Origin of the sequence: Verrucosispora sp. ts21 (assembly GCF_002879555.1) — a bacterium.
GTDB lineage: Bacteria > Actinomycetota > Actinomycetes > Mycobacteriales > Micromonosporaceae > Micromonospora > Micromonospora gifhornensis.
On the sequence record NZ_PNOZ01000007.1, the window covers coordinates 94,148 to 107,091 of the forward strand.

General features: G+C 71.0%; 13 protein-coding genes and 1 pseudogene. 12 read left to right on the plus strand and 2 right to left on the minus strand.

Annotated features, from left to right (window positions below):
- Positions 1–2: 2 nt before the first annotated feature.
- The 8 genes from C1A38_RS04700 (at position 3) to C1A38_RS04735 (ending at position 7,674) form a co-directional block, all read left to right on the plus strand.
- Positions 3–1,229, plus strand: coding sequence for an LCP family protein (locus C1A38_RS04700; protein ID WP_102656594.1), 1,227 nt, complete (start codon positions 3–5; stop codon positions 1,227–1,229).
- A gap of 346 nt (positions 1,230–1,575) precedes the next feature.
- Entirely contained in the window at positions 1,576–2,607 is a 1,032-nt protein-coding gene (locus tag C1A38_RS04705) for an LCP family protein (protein WP_233196619.1), read from the plus strand.
- Positions 2,608–2,779: 172 nt separating this feature from the next.
- The gene (locus C1A38_RS04710) at positions 2,780–3,745 is read left to right on the plus strand and encodes an LCP family protein (protein ID WP_455565546.1); all 966 of its coding nucleotides are present in this window, start codon (positions 2,780–2,782) and stop codon (positions 3,743–3,745) included.
- A gap of 59 nt (positions 3,746–3,804) precedes the next feature.
- Positions 3,805–4,140, plus strand: a complete 336-nt coding sequence (locus tag C1A38_RS04715; protein WP_043726098.1) for a rhodanese-like domain-containing protein — start codon at positions 3,805–3,807, stop codon at positions 4,138–4,140.
- 6 nt (positions 4,141–4,146) lie between these two features.
- The gene (locus tag C1A38_RS04720) at positions 4,147–4,938 is read left to right on the plus strand and encodes a glycerophosphodiester phosphodiesterase (protein ID WP_013736523.1); all 792 of its coding nucleotides are present in this window, start codon (positions 4,147–4,149) and stop codon (positions 4,936–4,938) included.
- 49 nt (positions 4,939–4,987) lie between these two features.
- The gene (locus tag C1A38_RS04725) at positions 4,988–6,238 is read left to right on the plus strand and encodes a sensor histidine kinase (RefSeq protein WP_102656596.1); all 1,251 of its coding nucleotides are present in this window, start codon (positions 4,988–4,990) and stop codon (positions 6,236–6,238) included.
- Positions 6,239–6,305: 67 nt separating this feature from the next.
- Positions 6,306–6,719, plus strand: a complete 414-nt coding sequence (locus tag C1A38_RS04730; protein WP_233196627.1) for an ATP-binding protein — start codon at positions 6,306–6,308, stop codon at positions 6,717–6,719.
- Between the two features lie 70 nt (positions 6,720–6,789).
- A complete protein-coding gene (locus C1A38_RS04735) occupies positions 6,790–7,674 on the plus strand; it encodes a DUF5926 family protein (RefSeq protein ID WP_102656598.1) in 885 nt (294 codons plus the stop codon).
- A 12-nt stretch (positions 7,675–7,686) separates the two neighbouring features.
- On the opposite strand, the gene C1A38_RS04740 is transcribed toward C1A38_RS04735, so the two are convergent.
- Positions 7,687–8,886: an arginine deiminase gene (locus C1A38_RS04740; RefSeq protein WP_102656599.1), complete on the minus strand. Its 1,200-nt coding sequence runs from the start codon at positions 8,884–8,886 to the stop codon at positions 7,687–7,689.
- A 163-nt stretch (positions 8,887–9,049) separates the two neighbouring features.
- Here C1A38_RS04740 and C1A38_RS04745 point away from each other — a divergent pair, with 163 nt between their 5' ends.
- The 4 genes and pseudogenes from C1A38_RS04745 to pheA all read left to right on the plus strand — a co-directional run bounded on the left by C1A38_RS04745 (position 9,050) and on the right by pheA (position 12,176).
- Positions 9,050–9,784 carry a hypothetical protein gene (locus C1A38_RS04745; RefSeq protein ID WP_102656640.1) on the plus strand — a complete coding sequence of 245 codons (735 nt, stop codon included), beginning with the start codon at positions 9,050–9,052 and terminating at the stop codon, positions 9,782–9,784.
- A gap of 173 nt (positions 9,785–9,957) precedes the next feature.
- A complete protein-coding gene (locus tag C1A38_RS04750; RefSeq protein WP_102656600.1) occupies positions 9,958–10,416 on the plus strand; it encodes a hypothetical protein in 459 nt (152 codons plus the stop codon).
- A gap of 196 nt (positions 10,417–10,612) precedes the next feature.
- Positions 10,613–11,092, plus strand: a pseudogene (locus tag C1A38_RS04755) (hypothetical protein); the annotation flags it as partial.
- A 127-nt stretch (positions 11,093–11,219) separates the two neighbouring features.
- Entirely contained in the window at positions 11,220–12,176 is a 957-nt protein-coding gene (pheA, locus tag C1A38_RS04760; protein WP_102656641.1) for a prephenate dehydratase, read from the plus strand.
- A 6-nt stretch (positions 12,177–12,182) separates the two neighbouring features.
- Here pheA and C1A38_RS04765 read toward each other — a convergent pair whose 3' ends face one another.
- Positions 12,183–12,899 carry an AIM24 family protein gene (locus C1A38_RS04765; protein ID WP_102656601.1) on the minus strand — a complete coding sequence of 239 codons (717 nt, stop codon included), beginning with the start codon at positions 12,897–12,899 and terminating at the stop codon, positions 12,183–12,185.
- Positions 12,900–12,944: the final 45 nt, after the last annotated feature.

Sequence of the window (12,944 nt, forward strand, 5' to 3'; positions counted from 1 at the left end):
ACATGTCAGCGACCAGCCCCGATGCCCACCGGCTCCCTCACCTGCACCGCAGCGCCGGGCGCGCGGCGGTGCCGGGCCCCGGTCGCGGCGGGCGTGCCGCCCGACCGGCCGACACCGCCCAGTGGCAGCCCGGCTACGACGAGGAGCCGGTACCGGCCGGCGGCCCGGGCGGCCCGCGTGGGCCGCTGGGGCCGGGCGGACCGGGCAGTGTTCCGCCCCGCAGGCGGGGACCGCACTGGCGGCGCATCGCCCTGGTGGCCGGCGTCATCGTGTTGGCGCTGGCGTTGATCGGTGGCGGCGGGGCCTGGTTCTACGCCCGCAGCCTCGACAAGAACCTGGCCCGGACCGACCCCTTCTCGGAGATCACCGGCGGTCGGCCGGCGAAGTCGGTGGACGGCGCGCTGAACATCCTCATGGTGGGCACCGACTCGCGGGATCCGGACGCGCCGATGGACCGGCCCGGTGAGTGGCGGGCCGACACGATCATCGTCATGCACATCCCCGCCGACCACCAGAAGGCGTACCTGGTCTCCATTCCCCGCGACCTGTACGTGCCGATCCCGGAGAGCGCCGGCGCGGACTGCGCCTCCGGCCAGCGCCGCAAGATCAACGCCGCCTTCGCCTTCGGCGGGCTGCCGCTCGCGGTACGCACGGTCGAGTGCTTCACCGACGTGCACATCGATCACGTGATGGCGATCGACTTCGGCGGTTTCAAGCAGGTCACCGACGCTCTCGGCGGCGTGGATCTGGAGGTGGAACGGACGATCACCTCGATCCACAAGCCGTACCGGAAGTTCACCAAGGGCACCAACCACATGAACGGGACCGAGGCGCTGGACTGGATCCGTCAGCGCAAGCAGTTCCCCGACGGCGACTTCGCCCGGATGCGCCACCAGCAGGAGTTCCTGCGTGCCCTGATGGACAAAGCGGCGAGCACCGGCACGTTGACCAACCCGAAGAAGCTCAACGCCTTCCTCCGGTCGGTCACCGACGCGGTCACCGTCGACCAGGAGTTCTCGCTCACCGACATGGCGGTGCAGTTCCGCAACCTACGGGGCGAGAACCTCACCTTCGTCACCAGCCCGCACCTGGGCAGCCAGACCATCAACGGCGAGTCGGTGGTGGTCTCCGACCGGGAGAAGGCCCTGGCCATGTACCGCGCGATGTCCGCCGACACGATGGCCGAGTGGATGTCGGCCAACAAGCCGTCGACCAGCGGCAATGGCTGACGGAGTCAGCTGAACCCTTCCTGTGAGCCAACGGCTGATCGGATGTTTGATCCTGACCGTTCGGCCATTTCGCCAGGATGACGCGGCGGAGAACAGTAACTGGCCGTCATGAGAACTCGCTTCGGCGGGATTGCGTACGTAAAGTGGCTCCGCCCCCTTTTGCTACACAAGAGCTGGAGCGCGCATGCCGGTTCACAGTTCCGCCTTGCTCGAACCACCTCATGCGGCCGCCACCCCACCGCCGCCTTCCGGGGGCAGGAAGCGATCCGGTAAGGCCGGGAAAGGGCGTCCGCGGCGCAAGGATCCGCTCTGGGCCCGACTCACCGTGGTGGCCGGAGCCGTACTGATGATGACCAGCGGTGTCGCCATCGTCGGCAGCAAGGCGGTGATCAGCCAGGCCACCGGCAGCATCACCCAGCGCAACCTGCTCGGCGACGCGGGCAAGACGTTGGCCGAGGGCGGGTCCGACCTCAAGGGCCCGATCGACATGCTGCTGCTGGGCGTGGACGCCCGGGAACGTTGGGCCGCCGACGACGTCCGGGCGGACAGCATCATCGTGCTGCACATCCCGGCCACCCACGACCAGGCGTACCTGATCTCCATTCCCCGGGACACCGAGGCGCAGATCCCGGCGTGGCCGAAGGGCAACTACGCCGGCGGGGTCGACAAGATCAACGCTGCGTTCCAGGTCGGCGCCCGCAACGGCGGCGGCTGGGAGGGTGGCGCCCAGGTGATGGCTCAGACGATCAAGAACATGACCGGGGTCAGCTTCGACGGCGCAGCCATCATCAACTTCGGCGGCTTCAAGAACGTCATCGACGCCCTCGGCTCGGTGCGGATCTGCCCGAAGCAGGACGTCAAGTCGGCCCACATGTCGTACGTCGACGGCAAACCGATGTGGAACGCGGACGCCAAGAAGACCGGCAAACCGCGTACCCCGGTGGTGCACAAAAAGGGCTGCCAGGAGATGGAGGGCTGGGCCGCGCTGGACTTCTCCCGGCAGCGCTACGGTCTGGCGAACAGCGACTACGACCGCCAGCAGAACCAGCAGCAGCTGATCAAGGCGATGGCGAAGAAGGCCAGCCAGAACGGCACGCTGACCAACCCGGTCAAGCTGAACGAGTTGATCAAGGCGGCCGGCAAGGCGTTCATCCTCGACACCGGCGGCGTCTCGGTGGAGGACTTCGTCTTCACCATGCGCGGCGTCACCGGCAACGAGCTGATCATGCTCAAGACCAACGGCGGCACCTACAACGCCAAGGGCAACGGCAACGAGGCGCTCGACGAGCAGACCCTGGACATGTTCCGGGCGGTCCGGCAGGACAAGCTCGCCGAGTTCGTCTTCTACAACCCCGAGGTGATCTCCAACCGGAAGTGACCGGCGGGGGCGCGGATCTCCGCAAACCCCCGTCACGCTGCGTAAGCCTCTCCTAGCCTGACATGAGAAGTGTTCAGGTCGGGTCAGCGGGAGGGACGTCACGGCCAGTCGGGCGCGCGACGGCGGGACGCGGCCGCCGGGAAAGGGTTCCCGGCATCCGCGCTGGGCCCGCGTGCTGCTCGGAGCCGGGCTGGTGGTGGTGCTGCTGGCGGCGGTCGCCGTGGTCGGCCTGCGGGTGCTCGCCGACCGGTACGAACGCACCATCACCCACGAGCAGCTGCTCGATCCGTCCGCCCGCACCGACCGTACCGACCTGGACGGGCCGCTCAACTACCTGCTCGTCGGCTCGGACCGGCGTCCCGGCGACACCGGTCCGGAGCAACGCACCGACACCATCCTCATCGTGCACGTCCCCGCCGGGCTGCGTGAGGGCTACCTCGTCTCCGTACCCCGGGACCTGCTGGTCAGCATCCCGGCCGCGGCCGGCTGGCCGGGCGGCGAAGACAAGATCAACACCGCTTACGAGTACGGCGGAGGCGGCCAGTCCGGTGCCCAGTTGCTCTCCACCACGCTGACCCGGCTCACCGGGATCCGCTTCGACGGTGCCGCCCTTGTCGACTTCGCCGGACTACGCAGCGTCATCGACCTGCTCGACGGCGTCGAGATGTGCGTACGGACCGAGGTGCGCTCGATCCACACCAACCGGGTCTTCCAGCCCGGCTGTCAGCGGATGGACGGCGCTGCGGCGCTGGACTACGTACGCCAGCGCTACGACCTGCCCGGCGGCGACTACGACCGGCAGACCCACCAGCAGCAGCTGCTGGGGGCGATGCTCGAACGTGCGGGCGAGACCCGGGTACGCACCAACCCCGTCCAGATGCACCAGCTCATCAAGGCGGTCGGCGAGTCGTTGACCGTGGACACCAACGGCGTACCGGTGGAGGATCTGCTGCTCGCCCTGCGCGGACTCTCCACCGACGGACTGCGCGGTGTGCAGGTGCCGTCGTACCCGCAGACCATCGACCAGGTCTCCTACGTCCTGCTCGACAACGGCGGTGAAGGACTGTTCGACGCGGTTCGCGGCACCCGGATGCCGCAGTGGGCAGGTGCGCATCCGCGCTGGGTGACCCAGCTCTGACGGAGCCTTGGGTGGCGTAGATCCTCGCCGGGCCCGCCGAGGATCTACCCTTGGTACCCGTGTTCGGATCCCAGATACCCACCGTGACCGTTTCCGAGATCACCGACGACACGTACCTGCTCGACGTCCGGGAGGACGACGAATGGGCCGCCGGTCACGCGCCGGAGGCCCACCACCTGCCGATGATGGAATTGCCGGCCCGGATCGCCGAGGTGCCGACCGACCGCGACGTGGCTGTCATCTGCCGCTCGGGCGGGCGCTCCGCCCAGGTCGTGGCGTACCTGATGCGCAACGGGTGGGACCAGGTCCGCAACGTCGCGGGCGGGATGGGCGACTGGGCGAGCGCCGGACGGCCGGTGGTCGCCGACAACGGGCAGCCGGGCCGGGTCCTGTAGGGCGCAATGGGCGCACCCCTCGTATTCGCGCACCGTGGCGCCTCGCACGACCTGCCCGAACACACCCTCGCGGCCTATCTGCGGGCGCTCGACGAGGGTGCCGACGGGCTGGAGTGCGACGTACGGCTGACCCGCGACGGGCACCTGGTCTGCGTACACGACCGCCGGTTGGAGCGGACCAGCAACGGCCGGGGGCCGGTCAGCACCCGTACCCTCGCCGAGTTGGAGAGCCTGGACTTCGGTTCCTGGCACCCGGGCTGCGTACCGCCCGACGGTGACGAGGTGCTCGACGAGTCGCACACCCGGCTGCTCACCCTCGAACGGCTGCTGGAGGCGGTCCTCGCCGCCGGTCGCCCGGTACGGCTGCTGGTGGAGACCAAGCACCCGTCCCGCCACGGCGGGGACGTGGAGCGCCGACTGGTCGCCCTGCTGCGTCGCCACGGGCTGGCCGAACCGCGCCCGGACGCCCCGGTACAGGTCACCGTGATGTCGTTCTCCCCGCTGGCCGTACGCCGGATCCGGGCTCTTGCTCCCGCGCTGCCGACGGTGCTGCTGCTGGAGGTGCTGCCGCGCTGGCTGCGCCTCGGTCGCCTGCCGTTCGGTGCCGGCATCGCCGGTCCGGGCATCGGGCTGGTGCGGGCCCGACCGATGCTGGTGCCCGCCCTGCGGGCAGCCGGCAACCAGGTCTACGTCTGGACGGTGAACGAGCCGAACGACCTCGATCTGGTGCTGGCCGCCGGGGTCGACGGCGTGATCACCGACCGTCCGGCGCACACGCTTGCCCGATTGGCCCGGTAACCCACTCGGGGGTGCCCAGATACACGAATTGCGGTGCACACTCTGGGTCATGCCGGACCGCACCGACTACTCGGCCCTCATAGCCGGGCACACCGTCATCATCGAGATGATCAATTCCGGTGACGCGGGCCTGCCGGTCCTGAACCGACTGCTCCGGATGGCCCAGCCGGCCCTCGGTGCGGCAGGCATGGCGTTCGTGGAGTTCGCGCCGAGCGGTGGGCGGGTGATCGCCGCCACCGGCGCCGCCGAGTGGATCGTCGGTCGGCCGGTGCCGGCCAACGACCCGGCCACCACCTGCCTGCTCTCCGGGCCGCGCGTGCGGTGCGTACGGACCGACCAGCTGACCAACCAACTCGCCGTCGAACTGGCCGGCCGTGGCCTGCTGCGCATGGTCGTGTCCCGGGCGGAACTCGGCGGGCACACCGTCGGCAGTCTGCACGCTCTCTACCCCGCCGACGCCGAGGAACCCAGCACCGAGGAACGGGGAGTGGTCGCCTACCTCGGCACCTGCATCGCGCACATGTACGGCGACCACAGCCGCCTGCCGGTGCAGGGTGACGATCCGACGGTCGGGACCCGCGCCGACGGGCCGGACCTGCGGGACGCCCTCGACCAGCAACGCCACGACCGTGAACGGGACCTCTTCGTCGCCGTCACCAGCCACGAGCTGCGTACCCCGGTGACCGTCATCAAGGGGTACGCGGACACCCTCAACGACCACTGGGAGTCGCTCGGCGAGGCCGACCGGCGGCAGGCCGCCCGGGTCATCGGGCAACGGGCGAACGAACTGGCCCGGCTGCTCGACCGACTGCTCTCCTCCGCCGCCGAGGTGTGGCCGGGCGACGGTCCCCCGGCCCCGTTCGACTTCGCCGAGACGCTCCGGGTCGCCGTCGCCAACCTGCCGGCCGACCTGCGCCGCCGCGCCACGCTCCAGGTGCCGGCCGACCTGCCCCGAGCGGTCGGGCACCGGCAGAGTCTCGCCACCGTGCTCACCGAACTGGTCACCAACGCAGGAAAGTACTCCCCACCCGGCTCGCCCATCGAGATCAGCGCAGCGGCCGACGGCCGGACGGTCAGCCTCCAGGTCAGTGACCGCGGCATCGGCATCCACCCGGATCACGTCGAACGCGCCTTCGAACGGTTCTGGCAGGGCGACTCCGGCGACCGGCGGCGCTATCCCGGCACCGGTCTGGGCCTCTATCTCGTCCGTCGGATCGTTGAACAGCAGAATGGATGGGTATTCCTTCGGCCGAGGACCGGCGGAGGTACGGTCGCAGAGATGCGACTGCCCTCCAGGTGACCGGTGGGAGCACGGGGGCGGAAGAGGGGCAGAGGTGTCGACCACAGCTGTCGAACGAGCGTGGTGCGTGGTGGTGCCGCACCACGCCACCGGGGCGCGGGTCGCCCGACACCGGCTGGCCACCGAGTTGGCCGAGGCGGTGACTCCGGCGATCCTCGCCGACCTGGTGGCGGTCCTGGCCGAGTTGGTGGGCAACGCCGTCCGGCACGCCGACCCGCTGCCCGGTGGGGTGGTCCGGGTGTCCTGGCGGCTGCGCGCCACGTCCGGGGGCACCCAGGTCCGGCTCCAGGTCACCGACGGCGGGGCCACCTGCGGTCCGCAGATCCGGCCCGCCGACCTGGGCGCGGCCGACGGCCGTGGCCTGCACATCGTCTCCGGGCTGGCCAGCCGGTGGGGCGTGGAACGCGACGGTCTCGGGCAGAGCGTCTGGGCCGACTTCGATCCCGTGCCGCAACGTCCGGGCCTGGTGACCGCCGGCTGAACGGCCCGCCAAGGTGGCAGGGGTGGGTCCGGCCCACGCGGTGCCGCCGGGGCCTCTAGGCTGTGTCGCCGTGAGCAAGCGTCGAAAGAACCAGCGGGCGGCCACTGCGAGCACGAAGCGGGAGCGGGTACGCGACGTCTTCGTGCCCCGCCCCTTCGAAGGGCTGGCCGACGAGCCGGAGTGGATCGCCCTGCGCGAGCTGGTGCCCGCCGCCTCCGCTCCGCTGCGGCTCACCCCGGCGCTGACCGAGGAGTACGGCGACCGCCCGATCACGCTGGCCACGGTGTTGCCGATGGCCGCACCGGCGATGAGCCGGCAGGACGGGCGCGTCTTCATCGGGCTCCAGCGGCACCAGCAGTCCGGTGACGTGTCGCGGGATCTGGCCGAGTCGCTGCTCTGCGCGCTGCGGACGGAACCGGGCGCGCCGGTCGCCGTGCCGCCGCTGCCCGGTCCCGGGCCCCGACTTCAGGACATCCTGGCCGACGGCCCGCTGGAGATCACCCTGCACGAGGGGTTCGAGTTCTGGCTGGTTCCGGAGGCCGTCGACGACCCGACCGTGCAGGCGTCGCTGGAGCGGGCCAACGCGGCGATCTACCCGACCGTACGGTTGGCTGCCGCACCTGCCGCGTACTGGTGCCGGGTGCCGGAGAAGGCGCACGTGCGCTGGGTGCTGCCCGAGGACGAGGAGGCCGCCCTGGACGCCCTGGCGCGGCTGAGCGCGGCCGGCTCGCTGCCCCTCGGTGAGTCGACCAAGTTCGCGGGCATGTTCCGTGCGCACGGGCGACTGGTGCCGGTCTGGGATCTGCCCGAGGACGTGCCGGCGGGCGACTGGGAGGAGCCGGTCGCCGAGTTCGCCAAGCGGTACGCCGAGGCGCTCGCCGAGACCGGCCCGATCGACGCGGCGGCCCGCCGGTCCCGGCAGGGTCTGCTCGGCCGCCAGCTCACCCTGCGCTGAGGGTCGCCCTTCTCACCCCCGCAGCAGGGGGCAGGACATGCAGCGGGGGCCGCCTCGGCCGGATCCCAGCTCAGATCCGGCGATCGGGATGATCTCGATGCCGGCCCGTTCCAGCTGCGCGTTGGTCTCGATGTTGCGTTCGTAGCCGACACAGAGTCGGGGTGCCAACGCCAGCGTGTTGTTGCCGTCGTCCCACTGTTCCCGCTCGGCGGTGACCGGGTCGAGGCCGGTGTCGATGACCCGGAGCTGATCCAGGTCCATCGCGTCGGCCGCCGCCCGCAGGAACGGCGCCGGCCCGTCGACCCGCGGGTCGTCGCCGTCGGCGCCGGCGATCACGGTGTACGCCGACAGCGAGGTGGCGATGTTCGGGTACATCAGCACCGCGTCGACGTCGACCATCGTGCAGATGGTGTCGAGGTGCATGGTCGCCCGTTCCTGGGCGATCGGCACGACGAGGATGGTGTGGGCCAGTTCGGCGGCGAAGACCCGACGGGCCAGTCGCTCGGCACCGGCCGGAGTGGTCCGCTCGCCCACCCCGACGGCCAGCACCCCGGGCGCCAGCAGCAGGACGTCGCCGCCCTCCAGGTGCTCCAACTCGGGCCGGTAGACGAACTCGGTGTTGGCGAACCGCGGATGGTGGCGGTAGATCGCGTCCGTCAGGGTGGTCTCCCGGCGGCGGGCCGGCATGGCCAGGCTGGTCACGCCCACGCGGTCCCGGATCCACAACGACGAGTCCCGGGTGAACAGCAGGTTGGGCAGCGGTTCGATGACGAAGTCGTGCCGGTCCATCAGGGTGTACACCAGTCCACCCGGGCGGTCCCGGCCGATTCTCAGTTCTTCGTGGGCCAGCCCGGCCACCAGAACGCCGGCGAGGGCGGCGGGGTCGAGGTACGACAGGTGGGCGGCGACCCGGGCCCGCAGGGTGTCGCCGAGCCGGGGAGAGTCGAGCACCTGCTCGGTGAGTTCGTGCCGGGCGTCGGCCACCGCCAACGTCTCGGTGAGCAGGTCGGTCAGGTAGAGCACCTCGACGTCGCGGGCGCGCAGCGCGTCGGCGAACCCGTCGTGCTCCTCCTGTGCCCGTCCCACCCAGGGGATCGCGTCGAACAGGAGGGAGTCGTTGTTGCGTGGGGTGAGTCGGGCGAGTTCCGGCCCCGGTCGGTGCAACAGCACGCTGCCGAGCCGACCGACCTCACTGTCCACGTAGTGGCTCACTCTCGCAGCGTAGGACAGGGTTTGGCGGCATCTGGGAAAACAGCTGTGGATGAATACGGCATTCATCCGCAGTCATTCCGGCGCTCCGGCTTGCCGACCACCCGGACCAGCAACGTAGTGTAGTGGGAACGTAACTTCGAGGGACCTTTTGCCGGAGGTCGCGATGACTGTCTTCCCCGCTCGTCGAGCCGTACCCTCGCCCCGGGCACTGCCGCCCGTGGCGGTACCGCACCCCCGGACGGAGGCGGCAGGGGTGGCCGCTCGTCCGTCCCCGTTGGAGTGGGCCCGGCGTCGCCGGGCCGAGCGTGGCGCGCGGCGGCTGGAGGCAGCCGGTGCCCGCGCGTTGGGCCAACTGGGCCACCTCGGGCCGGCGTGGCACGTTGTCGACTGGCCCCGGGTGGATCCCGCCGACGTGCTGCTCGACGAGAGCGACGACAACCGTGCCGGGTTCCTCGCCATCGGTCCCAGCGGCCTTTTCGCGGTCACCATCGCCGACCACGGTCGGGCTCGCGTGCTGGTCGCCGGTGACGTGGTGCAGATCAACGGCAAGCGTCCGCCGTACGTGACGGAGGCCCGGCGGGACGCCCGGCGAGCCAGCAAGGCGCTCACCTCGGCTGTCGGCCATCCGATTCCGGTCACGCCGGTGCTGACCTTCGTCGGCTCCGGCGTGATCAGCGTCTACGGCCTGCCGAAGGACTGCCTGATGGCCACGCACCGGGAACTCGACCGGTTGCTCGTCGCAGGCGGCAACCGGATCAGTCCGGCCACGGCGGAGAAGCTCTCCCGGGTGGCCCAGCATCCCAGCACCTGGACCACCGGTGGACACCAGCCGGCGGCGGACTACCGGTGGTACGAGGACGGCCGAACGGCCGCTGACAAGGCGGCCACCCACCGGTAACGTCTGCGACGACGCCACGCGGCCGGGCTGTCCCGGCTCGGTACTCGTCCCGGCCGGCTCCGCTGCCGACCGGGACACCGATCCCACCGACGACCCGATGCGCGACGCGCGGTCGGCGGTCGCCGCGATGACCGGCTAGCGTGGACGTACCGTTGGTGTACATAGGAGGCGCGGTGGCCCACGTCGAACTCTCGCTCTCGGAAGTGTTCGCGCCCACGACGGGGACACCGACAGAGCAGGAGTGCGACAACATCGGTCGCTGGTCGGCGACGGTGTCCAGCGCGGACGAGCCCTGCCTGCTGATCGACGACCAGACGCGGGTGGTGGCCGTCTCCGCCGCCGGCTGTGAGCTGCTCTGTCTGGGTACGCCGGAGGATCTGATCGGCCTGCCGCTGCTCGACGGCGGGTTGCGCCTGCTGGATTTCACCGCCAACCGGGGCGAGCTGACCGAGCCGGAGATCGACAAGATCCCGCCACTGCTCGCGCTCACCTCGGGCCGCCTGGCCCGAGGTCTGTTACGCATCGAGTCGGCCATCGTCGGTGGTCCCGACGCGACAGTCGACGCGGTCTCCACCCCGGTGCTCGCCGGTGGCGCCGTCGCCGGCTCGCTGACCTTCTTCTCCGAGGTCTGAGCACCGGTCACCGGCGCAGGCTCGCGGGCCGCTGTCGGTGCGGTCTTCCACCACGGCAACGGATCCTCCTACCATGGGCCCCACCCCATGCACGCCCCCGCATTCCCCGAGGATCGCTCCCGTGCCGCCCAGTCCCCTCCGTCGCGCCGCTGCCGGCCGTCTCCCGGCCCGCCCCGACTCGCGCCCGCGCATCGGCGTGGCTGCCGGTGTCCTGGCGCTGACCGGGCTGCTGCTGTCCGGCTGTGGCGAGCCTCCCGAGGTGCGCGATGGCGGCACATCCGGATTGCCGACCGCCACGGCGACTCCCAGTCCCCCCGCGCCCGGCACACCCCCGCCCTCCGTCGCCGTACCGCCCGTCGCCGGCACGGCCGTTCCGACTACGGACCCCGGCCTGGTCGCCGCGGCCTGCCGGGGCGAACCGTCGGGTCAGGGCGTCGTCAATCTGGTCCGGGGGCGTTCCGGTCTCCTGCCCCGCAACGCCAAGGTCAAGGTCAGCGAAGGCCCGTTGTGCGCCGCGGACTGGCACTTCACCGCGCTGGACGTGACCGGCTACGAGCCGCTGCACGTGGTCACCCGCCGGCAGGCGGGCGCGCTACGGCTGGTCACCGCCGGCACCGACGTGTGCTCGGTCGAGGTACGGGTCACCGCGCCGCCCGGCGTCCGTAGGCTGGCCTGCGGCGACGACGCCCCGGTCACCGTGCCGTTGCCGACGGGGTTCCCGACCACACCGACGCCGTTGCCGACGACGCCCGCTGCGACGCCTTCGACCACCTCGCCCACCCCGGGTGCGTAGGCTGGACGCCATGCCGGGAACACCGCCGACCCGCTTCGCCTTCCTCGGCCCCGAGGGGACCTTCGCGGAGCAGGCGTTGCGCACCCTGCCCGCGGCCGAGCGGGGCACCCGTACGCCGGCCCGCAGTGTCGGTGAGGCGCTGGACGCGGTACGCGCCGGTGACGCCGACGCCGCGCTGGTCCCGCTGGAGAACTCGATCGGCGGCGCCGTCGGGGTGACCCTGGACGAGTTGGCCGAGGGCGAGCCTTTGGTGATCACCCGCGAGGTGATCCTGCCGGTGGAGTTCGTCCTCGGTGCGCGTGCGGGCACCTCACTGTCGGCGGTTCGCACCGTCGCCGCCCATCCGCAGGCGTCCACGCAGTGTCGCGGCTGGCTGCGGACGTACCTGCCGGACGCGACCGTGATCGACGTACTCTCCAACGGCTCGGCGGCGGCCGGCGCGGCCACCGGCGAGTACGACGCGGCGATCTGTGCTCCGGTCGGCGCGACGCGACACCGGTTGACGGTGCTCGCTGACAAGATCGCCGATCATCCCGACGCGGTGACCCGGTTCGCCCTGGTCGCCCGGCCGGGCCCGCCGCCGCCTCCGACCGGCGACGACGTGACGACGCTTGCGGTGTACATCGCGCACGACCGGGTCGGCGCGCTGCTGTCCGTACTCATGGAGCTTGCGGTCCGGGGTGTGAACCTGAGCCGGATCGAATCCCGGCCGACCGGCAAGGCCCTCGGGGAGTACGTCTTCTTCCTCGACTGCACCGGCCACGTCGCCGACGTCCGGCTGGGCGAGGCGCTTCAGGGGCTACGGCGGGTCTGCGCCGACGTACGCTTCCTCGGCTCCTATCCGCGTCACCGGTGGAGCGGGACCGAGGGCGAGCAGCCGGTGCCCGCCCCGGCCGGTCTCTCCGACGCCGACTACGCCGACGCCGCGGCCTGGCTCGCCCGGCTCAGGGCCGGCGAGCTGAGCTGAGTCGGCTCACCGGAACAGGCCGCCGAGCGCCCCACCCTGATCCTGCTGACCACTGCCCATGATCGGCGGTTCCTCGGACGGCTGGACGACGACGAAGCCCTGTCCCGCGAAGCTCATCGTGTACGCCTCGCCGGTGGTACGGCCCAGCAGCGTGCCCAACCCGAGCTGGTCGGCTCGGTGGTAGCCGGTCTGCAAGCCGGCCGACCAGCAGACCGCCGCCTGCGGATCCACATAGGTGGGCGCGTCGACGGCGAGCACCACCGGGGTGCCGCGGGTGGTCACGGCGATCCGGCCGTGACCGGTGAAGACGCAGTTGAACAGGCCGGTCGAGGCCATGCCCGCCCCGCCGACCATCTTGATGTCGTACTGGAGGCTGGGGTCGAAGGCCAGCACGCTGGAGCCGTTGATGGACAGCGCGTCGCCCGGTTCGAGGTCGATGATGTGTACGTCCTTGGCGAAGTCGGCCAGGAAGACGTCACCCTGGCCGGTGAGCTTCATCAGCGGCACGCCTTCGCCGGTGAGCTTCTGCTTGAGGAAGTTACCCAGCCCGCCGGAGCCGAGCGCCTGGAACTGCACATGCCCCTGGTACGCGACCATCGAACCGACGCGGGCCAGCATCTCGCCGTTGAGCTCGATCTTCAGCATCTTGGAGTTCTGGAGCCGCATGCCGGGTTGTGCGGACTCCTGCTCCAGGTTCGCCGCTGAGAACAGTTCGCTGCGCATGTCTTCCTCCGTACTCGGCCGTGCCTGGTCGAGACGATAGGTCAG

Coding starts and splice junctions, on each gene's coding strand:
- C1A38_RS04700 (WP_102656594.1), top strand. CDS start 3: ATGTCAGCGACCAGCCCCGATGCCCACCGGCTCCCTCACCTGCACCGC.
- C1A38_RS04705 (WP_233196619.1), top strand. CDS start 1,576: ATGATGACCAGCGGTGTCGCCATCGTCGGCAGCAAGGCGGTGATCAGC.
- C1A38_RS04720 (WP_013736523.1), top strand. CDS start 4,147: ATGGGCGCACCCCTCGTATTCGCGCACCGTGGCGCCTCGCACGACCTG.
- C1A38_RS04725 (WP_102656596.1), top strand. CDS start 4,988: ATGCCGGACCGCACCGACTACTCGGCCCTCATAGCCGGGCACACCGTC.
- C1A38_RS04745 (WP_102656640.1), top strand. CDS start 9,050: ATGACTGTCTTCCCCGCTCGTCGAGCCGTACCCTCGCCCCGGGCACTG.
- pheA (WP_102656641.1), top strand. CDS start 11,220: ATGCCGGGAACACCGCCGACCCGCTTCGCCTTCCTCGGCCCCGAGGGG.
- C1A38_RS04765 (WP_102656601.1), bottom strand. CDS start 12,899: ATGCGCAGCGAACTGTTCTCAGCGGCGAACCTGGAGCAGGAGTCCGCA.